The sequence below is a fragment of the Wolbachia endosymbiont strain TRS of Brugia malayi genome, from assembly GCF_000008385.1.
Lineage (GTDB): Bacteria > Pseudomonadota > Alphaproteobacteria > Rickettsiales > Anaplasmataceae > Wolbachia.
In genome coordinates this window covers 474,282-499,124 of sequence record NC_006833.1, presented here as the reverse complement: position 1 = coordinate 499,124, position 24,843 = coordinate 474,282, and the positions used below count along the sequence as shown (strand labels likewise).

At 34.2% G+C, this 24,843-nt stretch carries 25 protein-coding genes, 1 tRNA gene and 4 pseudogenes; 20 read left to right on the top strand and 10 right to left on the bottom strand.

Features of this window, described 5'->3' with window-relative positions; all coding sequences use genetic code 11:
* Nucleotides 1-66 precede the first annotated feature (66 nt).
* The 7 genes from WBM_RS02315 to WBM_RS02285 all read right to left on the bottom strand — a co-directional run bounded on the left by WBM_RS02315 (nucleotide 67) and on the right by WBM_RS02285 (nucleotide 2,695).
* Nucleotides 67-393 carry a cation:proton antiporter subunit C gene (locus WBM_RS02315; RefSeq protein ID WP_011256590.1) on the bottom strand — a complete coding sequence of 109 codons (327 nt, stop codon included), beginning with the start codon at nucleotides 391-393 and terminating at the stop codon, nucleotides 67-69.
* Nucleotides 393-809, bottom strand: coding sequence for a Na(+)/H(+) antiporter subunit B (locus WBM_RS02310; protein ID WP_011256589.1), 417 nt, complete (start codon nucleotides 807-809; stop codon nucleotides 393-395). Before WBM_RS02310 ends, WBM_RS02315 begins: the two co-directional genes overlap by 1 nt.
* Entirely contained in the window at nucleotides 802-1,329 is a 528-nt protein-coding gene (locus tag WBM_RS02305; RefSeq protein ID WP_011256588.1) for a DUF4040 domain-containing protein, read from the bottom strand. The genes WBM_RS02310 and WBM_RS02305 overlap by 8 nt, the downstream gene beginning before the upstream one ends.
* A gap of 1 nt (nucleotide 1,330) precedes the next feature.
* Nucleotides 1,331-1,618: a monovalent cation/H(+) antiporter subunit G gene (mnhG, locus tag WBM_RS02300; RefSeq protein ID WP_011256587.1), complete on the bottom strand. Its 288-nt coding sequence runs from the start codon at nucleotides 1,616-1,618 to the stop codon at nucleotides 1,331-1,333.
* 6 nt (nucleotides 1,619-1,624) lie between these two features.
* Complete coding sequence (locus WBM_RS02295) at nucleotides 1,625-1,867, bottom strand: monovalent cation/H+ antiporter complex subunit F (RefSeq protein ID WP_011256586.1); 243 nt, start codon at nucleotides 1,865-1,867, stop codon at nucleotides 1,625-1,627.
* 37 nt (nucleotides 1,868-1,904) lie between these two features.
* Nucleotides 1,905-2,333 carry a DNA-directed RNA polymerase subunit omega gene (gene rpoZ, locus WBM_RS02290; RefSeq protein WP_011256585.1) on the bottom strand — a complete coding sequence of 143 codons (429 nt, stop codon included), beginning with the start codon at nucleotides 2,331-2,333 and terminating at the stop codon, nucleotides 1,905-1,907.
* A gap of 62 nt (nucleotides 2,334-2,395) precedes the next feature.
* Nucleotides 2,396-2,695, bottom strand: coding sequence for a helix-turn-helix domain-containing protein (locus WBM_RS02285; RefSeq protein ID WP_011256584.1), 300 nt, complete (start codon nucleotides 2,693-2,695; stop codon nucleotides 2,396-2,398).
* 1,495 nt (nucleotides 2,696-4,190) lie between these two features.
* On the opposite strand from WBM_RS02285, the gene WBM_RS02280 reads away from it, so the two are divergent.
* Entirely contained in the window at nucleotides 4,191-5,087 is an 897-nt protein-coding gene (locus WBM_RS02280; protein ID WP_011256583.1) for an aspartate carbamoyltransferase catalytic subunit, read from the top strand.
* A gap of 109 nt (nucleotides 5,088-5,196) precedes the next feature.
* Here the strand turns inward: WBM_RS02280 and WBM_RS06305 are convergent, their stop codons facing one another.
* The gene (locus WBM_RS06305) at nucleotides 5,197-7,638 is read right to left on the bottom strand and encodes a metallopeptidase (protein ID WP_011256582.1); all 2,442 of its coding nucleotides are present in this window, start codon (nucleotides 7,636-7,638) and stop codon (nucleotides 5,197-5,199) included.
* A 271-nt stretch (nucleotides 7,639-7,909) separates the two neighbouring features.
* Here WBM_RS06305 and WBM_RS02270 point away from each other — a divergent pair.
* The 4 genes and pseudogenes from WBM_RS02270 (at nucleotide 7,910) to WBM_RS02255 (ending at nucleotide 10,973) form a co-directional block, all read left to right on the top strand.
* A tRNA-Val gene (locus WBM_RS02270) sits at nucleotides 7,910-7,982 on the top strand.
* Nucleotides 7,983-8,009: 27 nt separating this feature from the next.
* Nucleotides 8,010-8,906: a cation diffusion facilitator family transporter gene (locus WBM_RS02265; RefSeq protein WP_011256581.1), complete on the top strand. Its 897-nt coding sequence runs from the start codon at nucleotides 8,010-8,012 to the stop codon at nucleotides 8,904-8,906.
* Between the two features lie 381 nt (nucleotides 8,907-9,287).
* Nucleotides 9,288-9,941: pseudogene (gene sucA / locus WBM_RS02260) on the top strand (2-oxoglutarate dehydrogenase E1 component); the annotation flags it as partial.
* A gap of 122 nt (nucleotides 9,942-10,063) precedes the next feature.
* Nucleotides 10,064-10,973 (top strand): annotated as a pseudogene (locus WBM_RS02255) (Rpn family recombination-promoting nuclease/putative transposase).
* 68 nt (nucleotides 10,974-11,041) lie between these two features.
* Here the strand turns inward: WBM_RS02255 and WBM_RS06300 are convergent.
* Nucleotides 11,042-11,275: pseudogene (locus tag WBM_RS06300) on the bottom strand (DUF2460 domain-containing protein); the annotation flags it as partial.
* A gap of 414 nt (nucleotides 11,276-11,689) precedes the next feature.
* Nucleotides 11,690-12,448 carry a DsbA family protein gene (locus WBM_RS02245; RefSeq protein WP_011256580.1) on the bottom strand — a complete coding sequence of 253 codons (759 nt, stop codon included), beginning with the start codon at nucleotides 12,446-12,448 and terminating at the stop codon, nucleotides 11,690-11,692.
* Nucleotides 12,449-12,776: 328 nt separating this feature from the next.
* Here WBM_RS02245 and WBM_RS06295 point away from each other — a divergent pair, with 328 nt between their 5' ends.
* From WBM_RS06295 to WBM_RS06930, 15 genes and pseudogenes are all read left to right on the top strand, one after another.
* Nucleotides 12,777-12,983 carry an ATP-binding protein gene (locus tag WBM_RS06295; RefSeq protein ID WP_225416078.1) on the top strand — a complete coding sequence of 69 codons (207 nt, stop codon included), beginning with the start codon at nucleotides 12,777-12,779 and terminating at the stop codon, nucleotides 12,981-12,983.
* Between the two features lie 423 nt (nucleotides 12,984-13,406).
* Nucleotides 13,407-13,628 carry a hypothetical protein gene (locus WBM_RS06290; protein WP_225416077.1) on the top strand — a complete coding sequence of 74 codons (222 nt, stop codon included), beginning with the start codon at nucleotides 13,407-13,409 and terminating at the stop codon, nucleotides 13,626-13,628.
* Nucleotides 13,629-13,882: 254 nt separating this feature from the next.
* Nucleotides 13,883-14,224 carry a hypothetical protein gene (locus tag WBM_RS06285; RefSeq protein ID WP_011256579.1) on the top strand — a complete coding sequence of 114 codons (342 nt, stop codon included), beginning with the start codon at nucleotides 13,883-13,885 and terminating at the stop codon, nucleotides 14,222-14,224.
* Between the two features lie 26 nt (nucleotides 14,225-14,250).
* Nucleotides 14,251-15,738, top strand: a complete 1,488-nt coding sequence (locus WBM_RS02235; protein WP_011256578.1) for a UbiD family decarboxylase — start codon at nucleotides 14,251-14,253, stop codon at nucleotides 15,736-15,738.
* A gap of 40 nt (nucleotides 15,739-15,778) precedes the next feature.
* On the top strand, nucleotides 15,779-16,306 hold the full coding sequence (locus WBM_RS02230) for a phospholipase D family protein (RefSeq protein ID WP_041571453.1): 528 nt from the start codon (nucleotides 15,779-15,781) through the stop codon (nucleotides 16,304-16,306).
* A 191-nt stretch (nucleotides 16,307-16,497) separates the two neighbouring features.
* Nucleotides 16,498-16,677 carry a hypothetical protein gene (locus tag WBM_RS06280; protein ID WP_225416075.1) on the top strand — a complete coding sequence of 60 codons (180 nt, stop codon included), beginning with the start codon at nucleotides 16,498-16,500 and terminating at the stop codon, nucleotides 16,675-16,677.
* A 967-nt stretch (nucleotides 16,678-17,644) separates the two neighbouring features.
* The gene (locus WBM_RS02220; RefSeq protein ID WP_011256575.1) at nucleotides 17,645-17,857 is read left to right on the top strand and encodes a hypothetical protein; all 213 of its coding nucleotides are present in this window, start codon (nucleotides 17,645-17,647) and stop codon (nucleotides 17,855-17,857) included.
* 13 nt (nucleotides 17,858-17,870) lie between these two features.
* Complete coding sequence (nuoG, locus tag WBM_RS02215) at nucleotides 17,871-19,919, top strand: NADH-quinone oxidoreductase subunit NuoG (RefSeq protein WP_011256574.1); 2,049 nt, start codon at nucleotides 17,871-17,873, stop codon at nucleotides 19,917-19,919.
* Nucleotides 19,903-20,928, top strand: coding sequence for an NADH-quinone oxidoreductase subunit NuoH (gene nuoH / locus WBM_RS02210; protein ID WP_011256573.1), 1,026 nt, complete (start codon nucleotides 19,903-19,905; stop codon nucleotides 20,926-20,928). The genes nuoG and nuoH overlap by 17 nt, the downstream gene beginning before the upstream one ends.
* A gap of 87 nt (nucleotides 20,929-21,015) precedes the next feature.
* Nucleotides 21,016-21,969, top strand: coding sequence for an Rpn family recombination-promoting nuclease/putative transposase (locus tag WBM_RS02205; RefSeq protein ID WP_011256572.1), 954 nt, complete (start codon nucleotides 21,016-21,018; stop codon nucleotides 21,967-21,969).
* A gap of 111 nt (nucleotides 21,970-22,080) precedes the next feature.
* Nucleotides 22,081-23,073 carry a porphobilinogen synthase gene (gene hemB, locus WBM_RS02200; RefSeq protein ID WP_041571452.1) on the top strand — a complete coding sequence of 331 codons (993 nt, stop codon included), beginning with the start codon at nucleotides 22,081-22,083 and terminating at the stop codon, nucleotides 23,071-23,073.
* Between the two features lie 680 nt (nucleotides 23,074-23,753).
* Entirely contained in the window at nucleotides 23,754-23,891 is a 138-nt protein-coding gene (locus WBM_RS05740) for a hypothetical protein (RefSeq protein WP_158676328.1), read from the top strand.
* Between the two features lie 359 nt (nucleotides 23,892-24,250).
* Nucleotides 24,251-24,415 (top strand): annotated as a pseudogene (locus WBM_RS05405) (recombinase family protein); the annotation flags it as partial.
* A gap of 3 nt (nucleotides 24,416-24,418) precedes the next feature.
* Nucleotides 24,419-24,631 carry a hypothetical protein gene (locus WBM_RS05735; RefSeq protein WP_041571451.1) on the top strand — a complete coding sequence of 71 codons (213 nt, stop codon included), beginning with the start codon at nucleotides 24,419-24,421 and terminating at the stop codon, nucleotides 24,629-24,631.
* Nucleotides 24,589-24,810 (top strand): recombinase zinc beta ribbon domain-containing protein, encoded by a 222-nt coding sequence (locus WBM_RS06930; RefSeq protein ID WP_083750415.1) that lies wholly within the window; start codon nucleotides 24,589-24,591, stop codon nucleotides 24,808-24,810. The genes WBM_RS05735 and WBM_RS06930 overlap by 43 nt, the downstream gene beginning before the upstream one ends.
* Nucleotides 24,811-24,843: the final 33 nt, after the last annotated feature.

Below are 24,843 nucleotides of genomic sequence, written 5' to 3'. Positions count from 1 at the left end.
AAGCCTATGACTTTATTTTTAGCTTGTGGCTACTTATTACTTCATATAGTTTAAGACATTGTTAACTCACATACGCTTGTCTTGATCAATTATTCCATATCTTTCTTCTATTCTTACTGCTATGGATAATCCAACTGAAAATGTTGCAATTCCGACTACTATGGCAGTGAGCATTAGAACGTGTGGTACAGGATTGCTATATAAGTGAGAATTTGAAACTAATATAGGGGGTAAGGAGCTTTTTATATACCCAAGAGATATGTAAAATAACAGAACAGATGCTTGGAAAATGCTTACCCCTATCATTTTCTTAATTAAGTTTTTGTCATTTATGATGGTATATAAACCTAGCGTCATTAATATAGTAATAATTGTATAATTGTATAAAGTCATTATTTTTTTCTGCGAGCAAAATCTATATATATGATTAGCATGGAGGAACAAACAGTAAGTGCTACACCCAATTCCACCAAGAAAATACCCAATTTTTGACCTGCAACGTTGTTAGCTAACAATATATCGTAAGATAAAAAATTTTGGCCAAGTAAAACTGTTGCAATACCCGTTCCCCCATAAATAAAAATGCCTAGCATGCTAGTGAATTTAATTGCAGAGTAAGGTATTGCTTTTAGAGTTGTGGATACACCAAATAGCATTGAGTATAATATTATCCCAGAGGCAATGATTATTCCTGCTTGAAACCCTCCACCTGGGGTATAGTCACCATGAAATTGTATATATAAAGCAAATAAAATAATAAGAGGTACCATCAAAAACGTTACTGCATTTAATACTGGATCTTTAATCATTTTCTTTTTCTTCTTTTAATATTAATGTTATGCAAAGTGCGGCGGTGAAAACTACTATAGTTTCTCCAAATGTGTCATAGCCACGGAAGCCTGCTAAAACAGCTGTTACTATATTGGGAATGCCAACGGCTTTTTTAGTATTTTCTATATAGTAAGGAGCAACATGTGAGTGAATGGGAGCATCATAGCTGCCAAAATCTGGTAATTGGGTCATAAAGTGTGATAAACATATAGCTAGAAATAACATAAAAAAAAGTATTATAGGGTTGTGAGATAAATCTACTTTATGGTTCTTTATTAAAGAGAGTGCAGCAAATGTAAAAACTGTACTGAGCCCTGCACCAACAGAAGCTTCAGTAATTGCAACATCAGGTGCATTCATAATTAGATATATAAGTGCGATGAGTGAGCTAAATGCACACATTAGAACACCACTTGTGACTAAATGATTTGAGAGAACTATAAAAATAGCAACTATAAGTAGCAGTAAAAGTAATGTTACATTCAGTATTTCTAACATCTTAACTTTCCTTAATAGCTTTTTCCTTACTTTTATAATGAGTGCGTGCTAAAATATAACTATTAGTTGAGTTAGCTACCCATATTATAAAAATTAATAGTACTATTTTAACAGTATTGACTGAAAATTCATTCTGCAAAGCGAGACCAATTAATAATAACATTGCACCGCTAGAATCTGTAATACCTGCTGCGTGTAATCTGGTGTAGAAATCAGTAAATCTAATTACCCCTATGGTTGAAATAGTTACTAAACAAATACCTAAAAATATGAAAATAGACCCTATCATAAATTATCAAAGCAACATTAACCTCATTAGTGCTATAGTTGATATAAAACTGACACTAGCATACAACAATGCTATATCAACCAAAAAAAAACTATCCAAAATGATCGATACTGCTGTTATGAGTAAAATTACTTGTGTTGAGAAATGATTAAACGCTAGAGCCTTATTGTAAATGTCACTTAACTTTGCTATACGGTACAACATTGCACTCATACAAAGCAGTAACATGTAAATAGCAACATGAATCATTTATAGGTTACACAACTCCAATAGGACTCTACTTAGTTTACTCTTCATTGTCTACTTCATCATCTATATCCTCACTATCTTGATTGCTCATTTCATTTTCTACCTCGTCATCCTGAATATCAGTACTTTCTTGATCTACATCAGCATCTGTGTTAAACTGATCATTAGAAAAGTTTAGTAGTTTTTCTAGCTTACTCGTATTACTGCTGTAGGTATTACTCAGATTTCCTTTCATATACTCCTTGCATCTGCTTACCAAAAGGCTAAACAGCTCATGAGTATCCACCTGCCTTTCTGCTATTTCGTACAGAGAAATGATGGTGTTTTTATGGCCTTTAAATCTAGCTGATTGAACAGGATTACTCGCCCCTGTATTTAAATCATGTGTCCTCTGACTTGCCAGTAGGGCTAATTTAAAACGGTTACTCACCTGCTCTGTACATTTTTCTATAACAGACTCAGCCATAAAATACTACCTCGATAAACTTTACATTATACTACAAAAAAAACAAAGTGTCAACTTTGTGCCTATGGAGATCCAACTTCACGTTTAACCTTTTCTGTTTCAGGTTTTACTGCTTGACTTTCTGTTATCGTAATTGTTATCTCATGGTCGAATTTCTTGAGAAACCCTAACAGTCGTTCTAAAGAAAAACCATCTGTTTTGCCATTTTTAATTTGCGATATCTTTGGCTGATCAACACCTAGTCTCTCGGCGGCATGAGCTTGAGTCCAAGTGTTTTTTTCTATAACTTTAGTTATTATACTGAGCAGCTTCTTTTTTATTTCTACACTGCACGAGTTATTGTTTAATGATATTATTTCCATATACACTCACCTATCAAAAGCTTTGTAAAACATTACAACATAAATTTGATATCTCAAAGTATTAATATCATATAAGTTGTACTAAATAATTATATGATATTAGTATATTAAGGCTTTAGGTTGATTATTTACCAATATTTTAATTTAATTAATATCAATTTCAAATATTATTATACATGAAAAGGTCATTCATAGTAAAAAAATAACCATAAGGCTTAAGATATAAATTCTGTAGATTGATTTTACATAAAAGGGTTTTGTATCTCTATGCTCTAATACACCTGTATAAACACTGTGATTTTAATCCACCAAGAAGGTGTTATTCCATTGCGTGACGCTGGGCGCAGTTTATCATACTGCAATTCATTCTAGGCATCTCTAGATCCCGCTAACAAGCAGCAAAATGACGGTAGCTATAAATATTAAAAAATTTAATAAATAAAAAAAGCAAAAGATATCCAGTGGTAGATAGTGTTTACCCTCTAATCCTGCAAATTGGCATATTATACTGTCTTAAACGCTTTACAAGCGAGTTTCAGCTTATATAGGTAAAAACTTAAAAATGTTATGAAGACATAAGGTACATATAGTGCAAAAAATAAAACACAAGACGCCAACTATGTAATACTTTGTCATTTTAATCTGCACAGATTGAAGATAACTGAATACCTTCAGCATCATGATTAATAGGATGGGCTAGCGAGGTTTATTAAGTGGTTTTATTTAATCTACAGCATAGCATCTACTTAAATTTTAATATTGTTTAAAAAGCTTTTTCTACCTCTTTTTTAATAAAAGCACCTACAATCTGTCTTTCAGTATTCTTGTTTTATAATCAACTTCTTTTTCACCACTCTTTGACTTTATGTTAGGAGAATAGGCAGGATTTTTAAAGTTATATATTGACTTTTTCTCAATTATTTTTTCAGAATTTCTTACCTTGTCTACTCCTCATTTTCCTGCATCTAGTATTTTATCTTTTACCCAATTGAGTGCATAATAACCTACACTCAATTCTTTTGCTATTCCTTGTAATAAGCTTGCCATTTGATATAGAATCGAACAACTATAAGACCGATAGCGACTGCACCACCAATTGGTCTTCTGAGGAGAAAACCAACTGCAATAACACTAATTCTTATTGCAATAATGCCAGCTTCGACCAAAAATTTCTCTAAACGATCTGGTTGTATACTTTCTTTTTTACTTTTCCTCTGTTGGCGTTGTTTTTCATGGCAGGTAGTTTAGTATTTTGCTTTTTAGATCGAGTTGTTCACCTTTTTCTTCAGTTTTTTTTGACCATTTTGAGCCTCACTCACTACTGGTATAATGACTATGATAAAAGTAGAGTACTAACTATCGATTAATACCAGTTTTTGTTTTAATGCAATATCTATAGGCTGAGCTAAAACAATTGTTGCGCAAGAAGCTTATTGAAAAAAAAGTAGTAAAAAAGTAGAATAGATTAAATCGCAATTGTATATTAAAAGAAACTATGAGTAATAGAAAGGATTTGCTAAGTGTTCTAGATTTCACAGTCAATGATGTGGGAAATATAATTGAATTGGCTGGACAATATCTAGAAAATAAGGCTGCAAATGGTCGTATCTTGGAAAATAAAACAGTAATAAATTTATTCTTTGAAGATTCAACACGTACACTTACGTCTTTTGAAATGGCAGCCAAAAGCCTTGGAGCAAACGTTGTAACCTTGCCAGTAAAATCTTCTTCTATTAATAAAGGGGAGGATTTGACGGATATGATAAAAACGTTAAATGCAATGAACCCTGACTATATAGTGGTTAGGCAAAAAAGCAGCGGCATTGTGAACATGCTGGCTAAGCATGTTAGTTGTTTGCTAATTAATGCAGGTGATGGAAGCAGTGAACACCCAACTCAGGCTCTTGCAGATTATTTTGTAATCAGTAGTCATAAAAAGCAAATAAAAAATCTCAAAATTGTTATATGTGGAGATATTTTGCACAGCAGAGTTGCAAGATCAAATATAAGATTGCTAAAAATGTTTGGAGCAAAAATATGCTTGGTTGCACCGCCAACTTTAATTTGCAAACATTTTCCTGAGGTAGATTCAATCTATTATTCATTAATTGAGGGTATAAAAGATGCCGATGTAATTATGCTTCTGAGATTACAGAAAGAGCGCATGAATAGTGGTTGTTTTATTCCTTCAAATAGGGAATATTTCTATTTGTATGGGCTTGATTCACAAAAGTTGTTATGTGCAAAATCAAATGCAATTGTTATGCACCCAGGGCCAATAAATAGAGGGATTGAAATTAGCAGTGATATAACAGATCATATTATTTTACAACAGGTGGAATTTGGACTGGCAATACGCAAAGCAGTGCTGCACTATTATAGGCCTTGCTAGTATCAAAAAAAGTGTGTGGTTTTATAATAATTTATATCTAATATTACATAGTAAACTTCATATACATCAAAGAGCTACTGCATTCAAGCAGCAACTCTTTATGTGTTTGTTAGATTAAGCTATGATCATGGTAAATATGATCGCTCGCACAATCAAACATTTTCACTAAGCCATTTTCTAGGTAAAGATCATATTCATTGTGTTGATCTGAAAACGTAGTGCTATCTTGTGCTTCCAAGCTGAAATCACTTATATCTAATAGCAACTCATAGTTTAAGTTGTCTATTTTAGTAATACTACTTATTACCTTACCCTCCTTATTAGATATAGCTAAATCATAATGGTTCCCATCCTTCATTATCTTGATCGATACTTTATCTTCAGGTAACACTACAAGCTTTTTCTCGTTACTATCATGAATTACGAACTTACCATCTTTAAAGTAGTATTTGTCTTCTGACAAAGCACCAACCTTATATTCTGATTCAGCCAATTTATTCCAAAACTTTAACACAGATTGCTTTTTCGCTCCAGCAACTCTATCATACAAGGCTTTCATGTCATAATAATCTATGATTACATTTGCCTTATGCTTTCCCTCTGAATCTCGCTCATAACTTTTTTCTATTTTGAGGATTGTGTCTTTTAGAACAATGTTTTCTTGCCCTTTATTTTGTTCATGTATTACTGGTTTCTTAGGTACTTCTAAGCCACGAAATGAACCAGTAGGATGGACTTCAGTTCTATCTTCACTTACTTGTCCTTTTGAACTATAAGACTGCGCTTCATCTTTTTCGTTACCTACTGCTTGTTGCTCATGTTGAGCATGGCCAGGCTCAATAGTTATATTTTCCGCGCTTGAGTAGGTTTTTACCCAATTAGAAAACCCTTCTCCTTTTTGAATTTTGTCTTCTTCGCTTTGGTAAATCTTTTGCATCATTTCCTTGAAGTAAAAACGACCATTCAGAGTTTTCCTATCTTCTGTTGCTGCATAGAGCAGGTTATCAATAAAATTTGGATAAGTCTCTTCAATATATGCAATAATTGCTGCTCCTGTCTGATAAGGATCAACAGCTCCTTTGATTATCTCCTCTAAGGTATGTTCCTTATATTCCTCACCAACGAGTTTTGCAAAATCAGCTGGTTTTTCTCCTTCTGTTAAGTGTGTTACGTATTCTGCTAACCCTTCCATTAAAACTTTGCCAAGATCCAGCTTAGAAGTTAAATAGAACGTTAACGCATGGACAAGTTCATGCTTGATGACGTAGTTATAATCCTTGCAATTCCCTTCTTTATCACCGTTAAAATCACTTCTAGCGTTTTCAGCATGAGAATACATATTACTAATATAGTTATTGTCAGAGAATTGTGCTACACCACCGCCTGGTATATGAGCATCATGATCGCCACTTAAATATTTTTGGTAGCTTTCCTTACTTTCAAACAAGAACAGTCTAAAGTTAGCAATGTTTCCATATACTAGAAGTGGATTATTATCTTTTTTTATTCCAAAGACTTCATTGAACGTCTTCACAGTGTCTTCTAATGATTTTAGGAGACCTTCATTATTAATAACACCATCACCATTTTGATCGGTAAGATCTTCAAAATTTTTGTTCTGAAATAGGTCAATGTTTAGGCTAAACTCATTATCAGCATTATTATCAGTAACGTTTAGATTTATCCTACCCTGGAATGTTAAACCTGTTTTTTGCTCATGATATTCAATAGATCTCTTTTCTCCCTGTACTTTTTTCAGACTTTCGAATTCACTCTCTGTTGGAGGTACTATACCATACTTATCATATATCTCCTTAATCCGATTAATACTCATACTAGTATGCACAAGCTCTTCAGAGATTTTTTCGTATAACACATGATATTCCACGTCTGTATATCCTTTATTCGCTGGATCACTGAGCCATTCTTTGAGGCTCCCTTGAGGAACCTTTTCTAACAACTCCTTGATTTCTTTTCTATTGATATTACCAAGACTTTCTCTTATTTGTGCCTCAGTTTCGCCTCTCTCGAGCTTTTCAAGAGCATCTGATACAATAAGCTTTTTATATATAAATCCATAATACGTATCTGAGTCCGTAATATAATCTTGATAACTTTGATGGTTAACTAAATCTGCCTTTATATATGAAGCTTTGATATTAATCTGATCAGCAATATATCCGTGATCATGATTTCTTACTGAATCTGTTTCATAGTCTACGTAACACTTTATGTCGTCTTTTGGCACAAGAGTAAGTAACTCGTTTACCGTGAACAAAGGAATATCATTTTTCTCACAGAAGTCATTTATTTCCTTAATAGTAAAAGGTTTTTCTATCATCTTCTCAGAGATATCATAGTGTAGCAAATTAAACTGCTCCACCGAAAAGTCCCCTTGGACTAGTTTTTCACAAATGAGTTTGTAGAAAGCATGGTCATTTGTGATCTTTATATTTTCAACAGGTTGATCTTCGTTTTCTCTGACCTTACCTGTTGCTTGTAATTCGTCTCTTATAACTCTAGTTCCGCTATTTTGTATATAATTGGACATTTTACCCTCCATTTCATGTTTGATTTTTAAATGTATGTTTCAATCTTAACGTGATCTCTCTAAAAAAGAGTAAATTTCCATACTGGTATAATTTTCATCTTAACAAAAAGATATAAGTAGTTAATTTGATATGTAAAATATGGAGTATAACTAAAGCTTTATGATTTAGCTACAGCTAAATTCTGGCATTGTATTGGATAAAGTGACAAGGACAAAAATTTAAAAGCAAATTGACTTTTGTCCCGCTGAAGCACTATACTAAAACCATGATGGGTAATTAGCTCAGTTGGTAGAGCACTTGCTTGACGTGCAAGCGGTCGCTGGTTCGAACCCAGTGTTACCCACGTTTTTTGTTCATGAAAAGATTTCACATGACAGCAGTGCACAACGGCAAACATTCAGCAGCAGAGTCTAAGCGCTTAATCTATTCCATAATAATAGTTGCAATAACAATGTTTACGGAAATAGCAGGCGGAATAATTTCACATTCACTAGCTCTGTTATCAGATGCAGGGCATATGCTTACTGACCTCTTTGCCTTGGCCTTAAGCTGGATAGCGCATAAATTTTCAGCCAAGAAATCTGATTTGCAAAGGTCATATGGATATCACAGACTGCAGATAATTGCAGCGTTTGTTAATGGTTTAACTTTATTCCTCATTGCAGTGATCATTATAATTGAGTCGGTAAAGAGATTTATTTTTCCAATCAATATTGAGTGGAAAATTATGTTAATAATAGCCACACTTGGACTGGTTGCTAATATCGTAGTCTTTTTCATATTACATGGTAAATGCGAAAATAATATAAACATAAGGAGTGCTGTACTGCACGTTATAGGAGATATTTTAGGTTCTGTGGCTGCTATACTTGCATCAATAATTATCATGCTTACTGGATGGCAAATAGTGGATCCAATTTTATCGATATTTGTCAGTGTGATAATCCTAAATAGCGGCTATAAAATCCTAAAGAATTCTTGTCATATACTTCTTGAAGGTGCACCTGAAGGTATATCTACTGAGGAGATAAAAAGTAAGATCATATCTGAACTACCTGAAGTGGTAGATGTACACCATATACATGCGTGGTCACTTTCTGATAATTATTTTATAATTACTATGCATGCCAAGGTAAAGGAAAATACACAACGCACTGATATTTTGTATGAAATAAAAAAAATACTACTAGATAGGTTTGAAATAGCGCACTCCACAGTTGAGATTGAACATGATGAGTGTGCAGATAACAAGATACTTAAACATTGACATTGTAGGCTATCAACAACAGCTGCACGAATGTTGCGATTTGATAAACCAAGATTCAAGTAGCTTATAAGAAATACAAAAAATTACTTGACACACTTTACCAGCTCTCTTATCATGGCATTAGAGCTGTTTTATATAATTTCCAACCTGTGCAGGTTAAAATGACAAGAGAGTCTTGTATTTTTGCACGTGCACCTTATGTCTTTATAAATCTAAGTTCTTACCTATATAAGCTGAGACGTACTTATAAAGCGTTAAGACATCAACCAACGTCAAATTTTTAAAATAAAGAGTTAGTAACTAGCTACTACGGGTTTTTTATCTTTTTTTGCTTGGCAAATTTTCTAAATATTTGTAGCTGAAGCAATTTAGGAGCAAACGAAAATTATGATCGACCAGTTTATTGCGTCTGCAGAAACAAAGTGGTTACGATCAAGTGGTTTGGTTTTATTGCTGCCTCATGGCTATGAAGGTCAGGGACCTGAGCATAGCTCTGCGCGTATAGAGAGGTTTTTACAACTCTGCGCGGAAGATAATATGCAAGTAGTTAATTGCTCTACTCCAGCGAATTACTTTCATGTTTTACGCAGGCAAATTCATCGAGACTTCCGTAAACCTTTGATAGTGTTTACACCTAAATCGCTATTGCGTCATAAAAGAGCAGTTTCTAATCTATCTGACTTTAAAGGTGGATTCCTTACGATAATTCCAGAATATAGGAAGAATTTAGTTTTAGATGACAAAATGCGTAAAGTTATAATATGCGGTGGTAAAGTTTATTACGACATAATTGAGGCATGTGAAGTACAAAAAATAAACGATATAGCAGTGGTACGATTGGAGCAATTTTATCCATTTCCTGCTGATAAGCTAAGCATTGAACTTGAAAAATATGAAAACGCTGAAATTATATGGTGTCAAGAAGAGCCAAAAAATATGGGAGGATGGTTTTTTGTCAACCCATTAATAGAGGAGGTATTACTTGGCCTCAATATTCAAGCAAAAAGGCTTAAGTGCATCACAAGACCTGCTGCTTTTCTACGTTTAACACATCTTATTTTCTCGAAAGAATCGTGAGACAACAATTTAAAACATAAGAAAGTTAAAATTTATATAGAGTAATATATAATTATTAACACCTCTTGATTGTATTTATTATGGCTTTTTCTAAATTTCTCGATCCAAAAAATGATGTAGCTTTTAACGTATCTTTGATACTGAAAAAAATAAGGATATTCTCATTCACTTTCTCAATGATATCCTAGTCTTTACTGGCAAAAGTTAAATAAAGAACATAGAGTGCTTTAAGCACTATAATAGATGCTGAGATTACCTCTAAAAAGCAAAGTATTGTTGGTGTACTTGTAGAGATGAAAATGAGGTGCAAGTAGTTGTCAAAATGTAAGTTGCTAAAACTAAAGGCTTTGAGAAACGTGCCCAATACTATGCTGCTAGGGCCTATTCGAGACAAGCTGATAAAGGCAACCAATACCAAGATCTTAAAGAAATGATCTTTACTATTATAGCAGATTGTATCCTATTTCCTAATAAGTCTGAGTATAAATTAAAGCACACTATCAGAGATAAAAAGACTAATGAGCATGACTTGAAAGATTTTTATTCTACATTTGTTAAATTGCCAAAATTTTCCAAAACGAAGGAAGACCAACTAGAAAGTATAGTCGAAAAGTGGGTCTACTTTTTCAATTATGCAGAGGAAACCAGTAAAAGGGAGTTGGAAAGAATAATAGGAAGTGATATAATAATCAAGAAAGTATATGAAGAACTAAATAAATTCAATTAGTCAGAAAAAGAATTCATAGCTTATGAGCAAGAGATAAAGCGTATTCATGATGAAAAAGCTATTCTTGCACAGAAGCTTGATGATGCTAGAGATTAAGGTTAAAAATTGGTAAGGAAAAGAGTAAGGAGGAAAGAAAAATTGAAGTAGTAAAGAATCTACTTAAAGCAGGTGTATCAATTGATATCATATCTCGAACTATTGATCTTTCTCAAGATGAAATTGTACAACTTAAAGAAGAAGTAGTATCTCTCTTAAACCGCTGAGCTGAGCGGATACAAAACATAAGGTTAGCAGTTGCCTTTAAGCTTGTAATATGATGTAGGTCTATGCTCTATGACTGATGTTTCACTTCCACTAAGGGAATATTGTTCCAGCTGTTGCTGCCGTAGTTATCAATAGAAGCGTTTAAGTAATCTGTATCAAAGTGTGTAGGCGCATCAAATTCAAAACCTGCCATAATTATTATACCTTTCACTGGTGGTTTCATAAACGTTATTTCTCCCGTTGAATAATTTACTGAATATTCGCTCTCTTCTTTACCGTTCAGGTAAATTTTTACTATGCCATGTACTGGCTTTTAATTGTGCATATATGCTTGTCTTTTCACTTGCATAGGTTTTGGTCAATTGAAATGTTGTGCTGTTCATAACCATTATGGGTAATTACAATGTCGGTAGAAGATTCCAGTCCTTTAGTGAACCCATAGGATATATTTTCTGAAAATCTAATTTTCTGTAAATGACATATATTCTTTTGTGGAAAAAAATTTAAATAGTTTAATTAAAGAAGTTATATAAACGTTATAGCTTGAGAGCACTTTATGTAGCTAAATGGGTAACATGAAAATAGCCTAAAACCCTGCTAAAATAGTACATTAGACTAATACTACGTGTCATTACTTATATAGTATATCACATCTATAATTACTATACTCAAACTTGCTTAGGTTGTCAAGTAAAGAAATAAAATTTTATAACAATTAGTTTTGTTTGTGGCTTAATTCGTCTACTTTTTTGCGTAATACATCCAAATCGGTTGCTCCTATAAACAGACTGTCTCCGATTATTAAAAAAGGTGTACCACCTGCTCCTAGTTCCCTGACTAAAAATTTGCTATCATTTATCATTTGCTCAATTTTGCCTGCATTATTTTTCATAGAATTATTGAAGTTATCCTCATTGATTCCTATGCTTTTTACTATGTCCAATATATTTTCATCTGAAAATTCTCCTTTGTGATCTAAGATGGCATAGTGAAAATCGAAATATTTTCCTTTATCAATAAAATAGACAGCTAAAGCACTTTTTGCTGCCTTTAAAGAGTTGTTACCAAGTATTGGAGTATCCCTAAAGATGTACTTAATTTTGCCGTCATTGATTAACTGTTTTATGTCATCTTTTATGGCTTTGCAATATCCACAAGAATAGTCAAAAAATCCTACAGCTATAATATTGCTATTTTCATTTCCTAAATAAGGATAAGCGAGGTCAAATATTTTATTTTCGTACTGTAAAATTTTACCTTTAGTTGCGTTATCCCGAGCAGCGTAATTGCTTTTGATTGATTCTTCACGGAGAATTTTGATAATCTTGTCAAAATTTCTACTTATATAGTTATCTAGTCTCTCACCTATATAATCATCGTTTAGAGTTTGATTGTGATATGAAAGCCAATTGTTTATTACTGGTAAACTTGCTATCACTATTATTAAAATCAATAAAAATGGTATTCTAGACATAAACTTATTAAAGGACCTACAATATAAAATTTTTAATATACATTTACTTCTATACTAAAAAAAAAATTTTATATTAATATATAAAAATATTTATATCAAGTGTATGTTATAGCTAATTTTGCCACAAGTGCAAACTTTACGCAGAGGAACTCAATCATAGAATTCATCAAAGGACTTGATGATCAGGTGGACAAAGCGTGTTAGAATGGCCAATTATAAAGTGCTCTATCTTTTACTGCCACGTATAGCGATTGTAAATACGGCGGTAAAGAAAGTCAATTATCTTATAACCGCCTGTATAATGCTAACAAGCACGACGTTAAGTTATATGAACGGACTAATAATTGGTAGAAAAAAGGAAATAGCCATTTTAGAAAATAGGCTTCGTTTCCAATCTGCTGAATTTATTGCTGTTTATGGTCGGCATCGTGTAGGAAAAACATATTTAATAAAACGATTTTTTATCCAATATTATTGTGTAATCATATTTGAGCAGACAGGCCTTAACAAAGGTAATCTAAGTGAGCAGGCTTGAAATCTTTGCAGAATCATTGTCTAGAGCTTTCTACAGAGGTGCAAAAAGGCTGTGCCTGAAAACTGGATGTGTGCATTATATCAATTAACACTTACTATTAATAACACAAGTAAAAATGATCAAGTTGTCTTATTTTTTGATGAATTGTTGTGGCTAGCTATAAGAAGATCTGATTTTCTAAAAGAATTAGAATATTTTTGGAATATAAGTTGACATACCAGGAAAGGAACTTATTTTGGTTGTATGTGGTTCAGCGGCTTCTTGGATGTTAGAAAGTATAATTTATACCAAAGGAGAATTGCATAATTGTATTACTGCAAGAATACCTCTTTGCAACCTTTTAACTTATGTGAAACTAAAGAGTACCTAAGATATTTAGGAGTCAGCCTTAATCACCAACAGATATTACAGATTTATATAGCTATGGGAGAAATACCGTATTATCTTAAGGAAATAAGCAAAGGACTATCAGCAGCACAAAATATTAATGTAATCTGTTTTCAGAGGGATAGTTTATTATTTGATGAATTTGATATTCTATTCCATTCTTTGTATGAAGAGCCAAAGACATGTCTAAATATTATTCGTGCGATTGCAAAAAAAACAATAAGGAATCAGCAGAAAAGAATTTACGGAAACAACTAAAATTGCTGAGGGTGGTCGCTTAACCACTAAATTAAGGAGTTTAGAAGAAGTAGGATTTATTAGTGGTTTTTGCTGCTAAACAAAGGAAAGAGAGGGGTATGTTATAGAGTAATTGACGAATATATATTATTTATCTAACATGGATTGAACTATTTAAGGAAGTAATAAAAAGAGCAATAATAAGTGATGCTCACTATTGGGAATTAGCGATAAAGAAGCCAGCCTGGCAAACATGGACAGGGCAAACATTTAAAGTGGTGTGTTTTAAACATGCTAATAAGATTAGAAGAAAATTAAATATAGAGTATATAGCAGTCATATGTGGAGATTGGCAGTATCAACTAGAAAAAAACAGTAAAGGAAATGGTGCTCAGATTGACTTAGTTTTTGATCGAGAAGATGGATGTACAATGCTCTGTGAAATAAAGTATAATGATAAACTTTATGTGGTAACAAAAGAATTTGTTGAACAGTTAAAGAGAAAGAAAGCAGTTTATAGAGAAAAAAAGAGGCCAAAGAAGCAGATATTCTGGGTGTTAATTGCTGCAAATAGAGCTTCTGAGAACCAATATCTAAAAAATATGGTATATCAGTGATTACACTAGAAGATTTGTTTTAAGTTATGTACAACAATTTACGCGACTTCATTGAAGCCTTAGAGAAAAAAAGGGATTTGATTAGGATTAAGAAAGAGGTTTCAACGATTCTTGAAATGACAGAAATTCACCGCAGAGTTTCGTTAAACAAAGGACCAGCTATCATTTTTGAAAATGTTGTCACGGAAAATGGCAAAAGTGTGATTCCGGTTTTGGTAAATTTATTTGGTACTATTGAGAGAATCGCTTTTGGGTTGAACATAAGCCCTGGTGAACTAAGAGATCTTGGTAAACTTTTGGCATTTTTGCAATCACCTGAGCCGCCAAAAAACCTCAAAGATGTCATAAAAATGTTTCCTCTGCTAAAAGTTGTGTTGTCGATGCGAAGTAAAATCGTGAACAAAGCTCCATGTCAAGAAGTGGTGTTAACTGGGGATGATGTGGATCTCAGTTTGCTGCCCATTCAGACATGCTGGCCAAATGAACCTGCACCACTTATCACTTGGCCGATTGTGATAACAAAAGGGCCAACGGAAGACAAACAGGATAATTTTAATCTTGGAATATATCGTATGCAGGTCATGGATAAAAAAACGACTCTAATGCGCTGGCTTGCGCACCGTGGTGGGGCAAGCCACCATAAACGATGGAAAGAGAATGGGCGAAGTATAAAGTTTCCTGCTGCTGCTGTAATCGGTAGTGATCCTGCAACACTTATTGCTGCAGTAACTCCGGTGCCAGAAACATTGTCGGAATACCAATTCGCTGGACTGCTGCGAAAGAAGCCCCTTGAACTTGTAAATTGTAAGACTATATCACTTCAAGTGCCAGCTCACGCGGAAATTGTTCTGGAAGGCTATGTGAGTTTAGATAGCTATCGAAATGAAGGGCCATACGGAGATCATACAGGTTACTATAATTCTGTTGAGCAGTTTCCTGAGTTTAATATTACTGCAATTACAATGCGCAAGAACCCGATTTATCTTAGCACTTTCACTGGTAAGCCACCAGATGAACCATCAATTCTTGGTGAAGCACTCAACGAAATTTTTGTGCCGATTCTTATCAACCAATTTCCGGAGATAGTGGATTTTTATCTGCCGCCAGAGGGTTGTTCCTACAGAATAGCAGTAGTGTCGGTAAAAAAATCTTATCCTGGACATGCGAAAAGAATTATTATGGGCATATTTTCTTTTCTCAAGCAGTTTTTATACACAAAATTTATTATAGTTGTTGATGACGACATAAATATACGTGATTGGAAGGAAGTTATGTGGGCAATATCGACGAGAATGGATCCTGTACGTGATACGGTCATGATAGAGAATGCCCCAATTGATTATTTAGATTTTGCCTCTCCTGAAAGTGGGCTTGGAGGTAAAATGGGATTTGATGCAACAAACAAAATGCCACCTGAAACTAAACGGGAATGGGGAAAGAAGATTGAAATGAGTGAAGAAATAGTAAAAAAGGTTACAGAGAAGTGGGACGAATATGGATTGACAGATGATTAAGCTATGATGTAGCTTGTCACCATATATTCAGGTGTAGGTTGTGAGGCTTTTATACCTTTTATTTATGTTAGTATGTTTTTTTCTGTATTGCTGTACGGGTCGTGTGCTTTCACCTTGTCCAAGAGCTAAGGTTTGCTTTTCACCTGGAGAAGACTGTGCTGTACTGATAATCAGTGAAATAGACCAATCTAAAGAATCTGTCTTAGTTCAAGAATATACGTTTACTCTTGAAACAATTGCAAGGGCTTTGATTAATGCTAAAGAACGTAGCGTTGATGTTGAAGTCATTTTAGATAAATCACAACTTCACTCAAAATATAGTGTTATCAATAAATTATTTTCAAATGGAATACCAGTTTGGATTGACGATAAGCCAAAAATCGCCCATAATAAGGTAATAATTGTTGATAATCAAAAGGTCATCACAGGATCATTTAACCTTACTAAGACAGCTAAAAAAGGGAATGCTGAGAATTTATTAATTATTAAAAACTATCCTGAGTTAGTTCAGCAGTATGTGAAAAACTGGGAGATACGAAAGTCGCAATCTTACAAATACGCTTCCTAGATACTTGCTAAAGGATAGTTAAAAAGGGTTTTTTAGTTGATTGGTATAATTATGTATGGTATGGTAAGTTCAGGACTTTAAGAGTTAAGTAGTGGGTTACATAAATGATGTTTCTGGTAGTTACACTGCCATTCATGATTTTTTTTAATAACGAGGTAGGGAACTATAAAGTTCAATTCAGTTACGGTTGTGTGTATTATGCCACTAATGAGTACGTACATGCTGGAGATAAGTTCTATTCTAACTATTTTATAGACTCTCATTATGGCAGGGAGATAAACATGTATCCTCAAAGTGAACTCTTAGCTAAAGGATATGTTGGAAATACGCTGCCTATTTTGATATCACTGGATAAGGATTTGATAAAATAAAGAAATATCAGAAAAAAACGAAGTTTGTAGAATTAGAAGGAGAGTCCGGTGATTTAGTGTACGGTAGCAAAAGCATATAGAGTGCTACACAATAAAGTTATCATATAACGATGTTCATACTTGTGGTAATAGCAAAATTTCAATGCTTAACATTAAATATGATATGCCAAACATCAGAGATGCAGTTTGAGTGTAACCTTTACGAAAGTTAATAATAATGGCCTTGGTTTTAGCAGAAGTTTAAAACATATTTTAGCTAAAGTAGCGTTACTTCTCAGTGGGGGATTTTGCAGGAGAATGATGAATGTTTGCTTTTTAAAACGATCTGCTAAAACTGTACGAATGTTACAATATGTACATAGCAAATGGTGTCATACCAGCACCTTCTTCTCCTATTATTCCAGTGCGTGACACTGGAATCTAGTAAGTTTATTTACCATTTTCTATCATCCTATGGTTTTTCAGTATGAGAAACCAGCATCACGCGCTGGGGTATCGCAGCCCTACGTTATCTCGCAATTCATTTGTGGCATCTCTAGGTCCTGCTAACAAGTAGCGGGATGACAGTAGCTACAAACATTAAGAGATTTATTAAATAGAAAAAAAGGCAAAAGATATCTCGAGCAGATAGTGTTTACTCTCTAATCTTGCAAATTGGCGTACTATACTGTCTTAAATGCTTTATAAGCGCGTTCCAGCTTATATAGGTAAAAACCTAAGAAATATTGTAAAGAAGTAAGGGTGCACATAGTGCAAAAAATTAAACATAAGATGCTAACTACGTGATACTTTGTTATTTAATCTGCACAGATTAAAGATGACTGAATACTTCAGTGCTATAGTGGTTGGCAAGATTTGTCAAGTAGCTTTTTGCATTTCTAGCTATTCATTAAAACTTTAAAGTTATTTAATATTGACGCTATACACTTAAGTCTTAAAATAAAATAAGAAGTTTTTAGGAGTTCATATGGCAGCAGACGGAAAAGCGAAAACAGCTAGTAAAAATAACCCTACTCAACGTAAAAAAGCAGAACAAAAAATGTATAAAAATAAGCCAGTAAAACCGGTCAGATATATAGACCGTGATTCACGCATGAATTATATATCTGCTCAATATGATAATGGCAATCTAGTTGAAGATGAAGTGAGCGGTAACCCTATAAAGTGGGAAGCTGTATAGTAGGTTTAAACTTGTGGTTAAAATTACTATTAATTCTCAGGAATGTGAAGTAAAGCCTGGGCTTACTATAATTCAAGCTTGTGAAACCGTGGGCGTTGAAATTCCACGCTTCTGTTACCATGAGCGTTTAGCAATTGCAGGTAACTGCAGAATGTGTCTGGTTGAAGTGAAAGGTGGACCTCCAAAACCAGTAGCCTCCTGTGCAATGCCAGTTGCAGAAGGTATGGTTATTTACACTGACACCCCTAAAGTCAAAAAGGCACGTGAAGGAGTGCTCGAGTTTTTACTAATCAACCATCCGCTTGATTGTCCAATTTGTGATCAAGGTGGTGAGTGCGATTTGCAAGATATAACTGTGGTCTATGGAAAAGGAAACAGCAGGTTTGATGAGCATAAAAGAGCTATACCAAAAAAACATTTTGGGCAACTGATTGAAGCTGCGATGAATCGATGCATTCATTGTACTCGGTGTATTAGATTCTTGTCTGACGTTGCAGGTACAAACGAACTTGGAGGAATTGGAAGAGGAGAGAATATGGAAATCAGCACTTACATAAAAAAACACATTAGCTCTGAATTATCTGGAAATATAATAGATCTTTGTCCTGTAGGGGCTTTAACTTCAAAACCTTACTCTTTTACAGCACGTCCATGGGAGCTATCACACTGTGAAACTATAGATGTACTTGATGCTGTGGGAAGCAGTATTAGAGTTGATTATCGTGGTCCAGAAGTTATGCGAATACTGCCAAGACTCAATGAAGAAGTAAACGAGGAATGGATATCAGATAAAACTCGTTTTGCTTATGATGGACTCAAAGTGCAACGCCTCGATCAACCATATATAAAGAGAGACAATAGGTTAGTTCCAGCTGATTGGAATGAAGCACTAACTGTTGCTGCAAAAAAACTAAGGAGTACAAAACCGAACAAAATAGCTGCCATTGCAGGCGATTTAGCGGATTGTGAGTCTATGCTTCTACTGAAAGAAATTATGCAGAAGCTCGGTTCATCAAATATAGATTGCAGACAGGATGGAGCAAAACTTATACCAAATAATCGTGGGTCATATGTGTTCAATACCACTATCGAAGGTATAGAAAATGTAGATCTATGCCTACTTATAAACACAAATCCCAAAGTAGAGGCACCTATTATTAATGCGCGTATAAGAAAAAGATATTTACAAGGTAATTTTCCTATTGCAAGCATCGGTCCTGACATTGAATACTTATATCACGTTGAAAAGTTGGGTAATAATCCTGGTGTTTTAAATGAAATAGCAAAAGGGAATCATAAATTTTGCAAGCTGCTTAGCGCTGCTCAGAACCCTATGCTCATTATCGGTCAAGATGCATTGACAAGGGATGATTCTGAATCAATTTTAGCTCTAGCTGGTGCAATCGCAGAAAAGTTTAACATGGTTAGAAATGACTGGAATGGCTTTAATGTGCTGCATAAAGCTGCAGCAAGAGTTGGTGGACTAGATATTGGGTTCGTTCCTAAAAAAGATGGAAAAAATATTAACCAAATACTGGAACAAGCAGAAAGTGGCGAGATAGAAGTTGTTTATCTTCTCGGTGCAGATGAAATTAACACATTAAAATTAGAAAATGCTTTTGTGATTTACCAAGGCCATCATGGAGACAGAGGGGCACACATGGCAGACATTATCTTACCTGGAGCTGCATATACAGAGAAATATGCAACTTATGTAAACACTGAAGGGCGAGTGCAGAGGGCAAAGTTAGCTGTATCTCCCCCTGGTGAAGCAAAGGAGGATTGGTCGATTATTAAGAATTTATCCCAGTATTTGGGTCTTTCCTTACCATATGATAGTTTATTTGACGTGAGAAAAAAGTTAGATGCTATTGGCCCACAATTTAGAAACACTGATCAAGTGGTAAAAAACAAATGGATGTCAATTACCTGCAACGAGATAAAATTAAGTAGTGTACCTTTCTTCCTAAAAGAGTGTAATTTCTATATGACAGATTCAATAAGTCGTGCTTCGAAAATAATGGCAAATTGTACTAAGGCTTTTTATGAACACGCTAGTTAATATCTTATTTATTATGATACCGCTACTGTTCTCGGTTGCATATTTAGTGTACTTTGAGCGTAAAGTCATTGGTGCAATTCAACTGAGACATGGTCCAAGCGTGGTTGGGCCTTTTGGACTATTACAGCCATTTGCAGATGCTATTAAGCTACTAGTCAAAGAACCGATAATACCGTTTAGAGCAAATACCATATTGTTCATAATGGCTCCGATGCTTACTTTTATTTTAGCATTAATTGTTTGGGCAGTAATACCATTTGGCGCTGAAGTAATTACGGAAAACGGACAGCAGATAGTGATTCCTAAAGTGATAGCAAATGTTAATATTGGAGTACTCTATGTGTTAGCTATATCCTCTCTAGGGATATATGGCATTATTGTTGCAGGCTGGTCAAGTAATTCCAATTATGCATTTTTGGGTAGCATAAGGTCAGCTGCCCAGATGATTTCATATGAGGTCTCAATGGGCTTAATAGTGGCCACAGTTGTGATTACGACTGGTACGCTGAATCTTGGAGAGATGGTAGCTACAAAACACAGTATGCCGTTTTGGATTGATTTGCTAATGATGCCCATAGGAGTAGTGTTTTTTATTTCTCTACTTGCAGAAACTAACCGTCACCCATTTGATTTACCAGAAGCCGAGGCAGAACTTGTTTCTGGATATAATGTCGAGTATTCGTCAATGCCTTTTGCTCTCTTTTTCTTAGGGGAATATGCAAACATGATTTTAGGAAGTGCTATGATGACAATATTCTTTTTAGGAGGATGGTATCCTCCACTAAAGCTTAGTTTACTGTATAAAATACCAGGATTAATTTGGTTCGTTTTAAAAATAGTTTTGCTACTATTTATATTTGTTTGGACTAGGGCAACAATACCTCGTTATCGATATGATCAGTTAATGCGTCTTGGTTGGAAAGTGTTTCTACCAATATCTGTGCTTTGGGTAATACTCATTTCAGGAGTACTACTCTTTACTGGAAATTTGCCGGGTCGAGGGTTATAAATATATATGCTGATTACTATATTAAAAAATTTTTGATAAATTTTGTATCATAGTATATAATATTAAAGTTTTAAAGGTTATTGTGTCATGGCTTTATCAAAATTTCTTGATCTGAAATTTGACCTAATATTTAAGAAAATCTTTGGCACTGAAAAGAATAAGAAGATTATTATTTGCTTTCTCAATAATATTTTAGGATTCGCTGAAATAAATGCTATACAAGAGGTAGAATTCTTAAGCGCTATAATCGATCCTGAAATTGCCTCTAACAAACAAAGCATAATAGTTGATGTTTTCTGCAAGGATGCCACTGGAACTAGGCGTGTAATTGAAGTGCAGCTCGCTATAAACAAAGGCTTTGAAAAACGTGTTCAACCTTATGCTGTTAAGGCTTACTCAAGGCAATTAGATAAATCTGGTAATTACATTGTTGATTTAAAGAAAGTTTTCTTTATTGCAATTTCCAATTGTAACTTACTCTCTGAAAAGGTTGATTATATATCTACTCATAATATACATGATACAAAAACCAATGGCCATTACTTGAAAGATTTTCAATTTATCTTTATTGAACTACCTAAATTTTCTAAGAGTAAAGTAGAGCAATTAATAAATATAGTAGAGCATTGGTGCTTCTTTTTTAAGAATGCAGAGGATACCACTGAAACAGATCTAAAAAGGGTTGCCAAAAAAGTACTAATAATAAAGCTAGCATACGATGGGTTAGATGAGTTTCATTGGAATGAAGAAGATATAATAGCGTATGAAGAAAGAGTAATGAATCTACAGAAAGAAAAAGCCATCCTTGAATACAGACTTGATCTTGCTACTGAAAAAGGTAGAGAAGAAGGTGTCAAAATCAGCAAAGAGAGAGGCATCAAAGTTGGAGCAGAGAAGGGTAGGGAGGAAGGTGTGAAGAAAGCTAAAATAGCAGTAGCGAAAAATTCACTTAAGGCAGGTATGTCTATAGGTGCTATAGCTGAAATAATAGGTCTTTCTGTTGGTAAAATAAAAAAGTTGCATGAAATAGAAGTGAATTGATTGATAAGAAAGACAAACTATATATTTTATTCATAAAAATGAAATTTGAGGAGAAATCGCAAAAATGCCATTGATGTTTACTTCTGTTAGGGTAGTTTTAGAAGGGGTATGATGTTTAATTTTCCAAACACACGGTTAAGACGCAGGCGCTCAAGCAAATGGGTTCGTAATTTAACAAGTGAAAGCGCTTTATCAGTAAATGATTTGATTTTTCCTCTGTTTGTTCATGACAGAGAAGAAACAACTGAGCTAGTTTCTAGCTTACCTGGCATGAAATGTTACTCAATAGATGGATTGGTTTCCATAGCTCAGGAAGCTGAGGATTTAGGAATTAATGCTGTTGCAATTTTTCCTGTAGTTGATAGTAAATTAAAATCTGAGAATGCTGAGGAAGCATACAATTCTGATAACTTAATCTGCAAGGCAATTCGTGCTATAAAATTAAAGGTACCGGGTATTGGTATTATCGCAGACGTTGCGCTGGATCCATACACTACTCATGGTCATGATGGAATCTTAAAAAGCAATCAGATAGATGTAGAAAACGATAAAACGGTATCAATATTGTGCAAGCAAGCGCTTGCTTTAGCAAAGGCGGGGTGTAATATAGTTGCGTCTTCTGATATGATGGATGGCAGAGTAGGAAGGATAAGAAAAGTATTAGATGATAATAACCTTCAGGATGTGTCAATATTGTCTTATGCAGTGAAATATTGTTCCAGCTTTTATGCACCATTCAGGCAAATTGTTGGTTCATGCGTATCATCAAATTCTATTGATAAAAGTGGCTATCAAATGGATTACAGAAATGCAAGAGAAGCAATTTGTGAAATTGAAATGGATTTAAATGAAGGTGCAGATTTTATTATGGTAAAGCCGGGTATGCCATATTTAGATATAATAAAAATGGCAAGTGATGAGTTTAATTTTCCGATTTTTGCTTACCAAGTAAGTGGTGAATATGCAATGATAAAAGCTGCAACGAACAATGGTTGGCTAGATTATGACAAAGTAATTTATGAGTCTTTGGTTGGTTTTAAACGTGCAGGTGCAAGTGCAATATTCACTTATGCAGCACTTGATGTTGCAAAAAATTTGAGGTAAATACACCCTGTAAAAAGTTCTCCTACATAACAAACTTTTAGTAGCATCCCAGCCCAATGAAAAAAAAACTACTTGATAAGTCTGCTGACCCCTTTACTATAGTACTGGGGTTGTTATTTGTCTTCAGTCTGTGTAGGCTAAACGGTAAAAAACTTAACATGCTTGGCGTCTTGTATTTTATTTTTTGTACTATGTGCACCTCGTGTCTTTATAAACTTTCAAGGTTTTTACTTAGTATAAGTGTAAAATACACTTGTTAAAGTGTTTAAGACAACAAAAAACACCAATTTACAAAGTTAATATAAATAACTAGCCATCAGAGAAGCTTCTTTTGCCTTTTTTTATCTGGTAAATTTCTAAAATATTTATTACTAAAGTAGTATCTCAGATTTCAATGTTTGCTACTTCAAAGACACCTTGTGTTTTAGGTAAAATCTGTTTGTAATATTTAGCACACTGCTCTCGCAAACAGATGTTCGTACAGATGTATGCTTGAGATTGGCATACAGTAAGCTTAACTCATTAGACATAAAAGGTTAATATATTTGTAAAATGGAGATAAACCATTAATAATAGCAAACTTTACGAAGTACGGTAAAATGAAAGTAGTAAATTTATATGTGAGAGCTTCATTGAAAAGGCAAGTACAAGAGGATATAATAGGTAGCTAATTTGCTAACTTGGAAAGTAGAATTGATAGGGGTAGATATGAGCTGCTAGATGAATATAAATTCATCGATAATGGTTATAGTGAATCAAATTTAAAGCATCCTGGTTTACACAGTTTACGTGGCAAAGTAGTAGAAGTAAAATTGTGAAATTTACGTTCATCTGCCTAGCCATTTTTTACGTAAATGTACAGGTCTGAAATTCTTATCTAAAGAGTTCCAAAAAGCAGGAGCAAAGGTAATTCTTTTGAACTGTCAGATAGACGATAGTCCAGGGTCTGAATTACTTTACTAGATGTGTAGGGAATAGCAGCAGAAGATGAAAGAACGAAATCGCCGAGGAGAAAATCTATGCAGCAAGAGAAGGTCGTGTAATGAGTAATATTCCTTATGGTTACCGTTATATAAAGTATATAGTGAGGGGAGAGGCAAGGTTTGAAGTTAATTAAGAGGAAGCCGAAATAGTGCGCAAACTGTTTGCGTGAGTAGATCAAGAAAGAGCGACTTTAAGAGAAGCTGTACAACGACTGAAAAAGATGTGTATTATTATACCAAAGGGCAAAAGAGATTGGCATCAAAGTGCAATTAATAGAATCTTGAGGGATCTCACATACAAAGGGCAAGCAGCGTTTGGTAAAACAAAGTTAGGTCCAATAAAAAAAGAAGTGGAGTAGGAAATGCGCAAAAAAAGCTATTCCGTCTATCATAATGACCGAGAAAGTTGGATTAATATAACAATACCAAATATAATTGGAGAAAAATTATTTGATGCAGTACAAGAACAACTAGCTGAAATAGGGAAAGAGCAAGAGTACGGAAGGGTAAAGGAACGTCTTTACTTCAAGGATTGGTTATATGTTGGCGTTGTAGATGTACCTATCGCAGTGTAAAAAGTGGCGATATTAAAAGAAGCTACTATTGTTGTAGTGCTCCTAACCTTTATTATTGTTATAGTGAAATCAGAAGATGTAGTGGTAAGCCAATTCGTGCAGAAATATTGGAAACTCCTATCTGGGAAGAAGTGGAAAACTTATTAAAAGAGCCAAATAGAATTATAAAGGAGTACTAACATAGAATTCCAGAGCATAAAAAGCCACTGGAT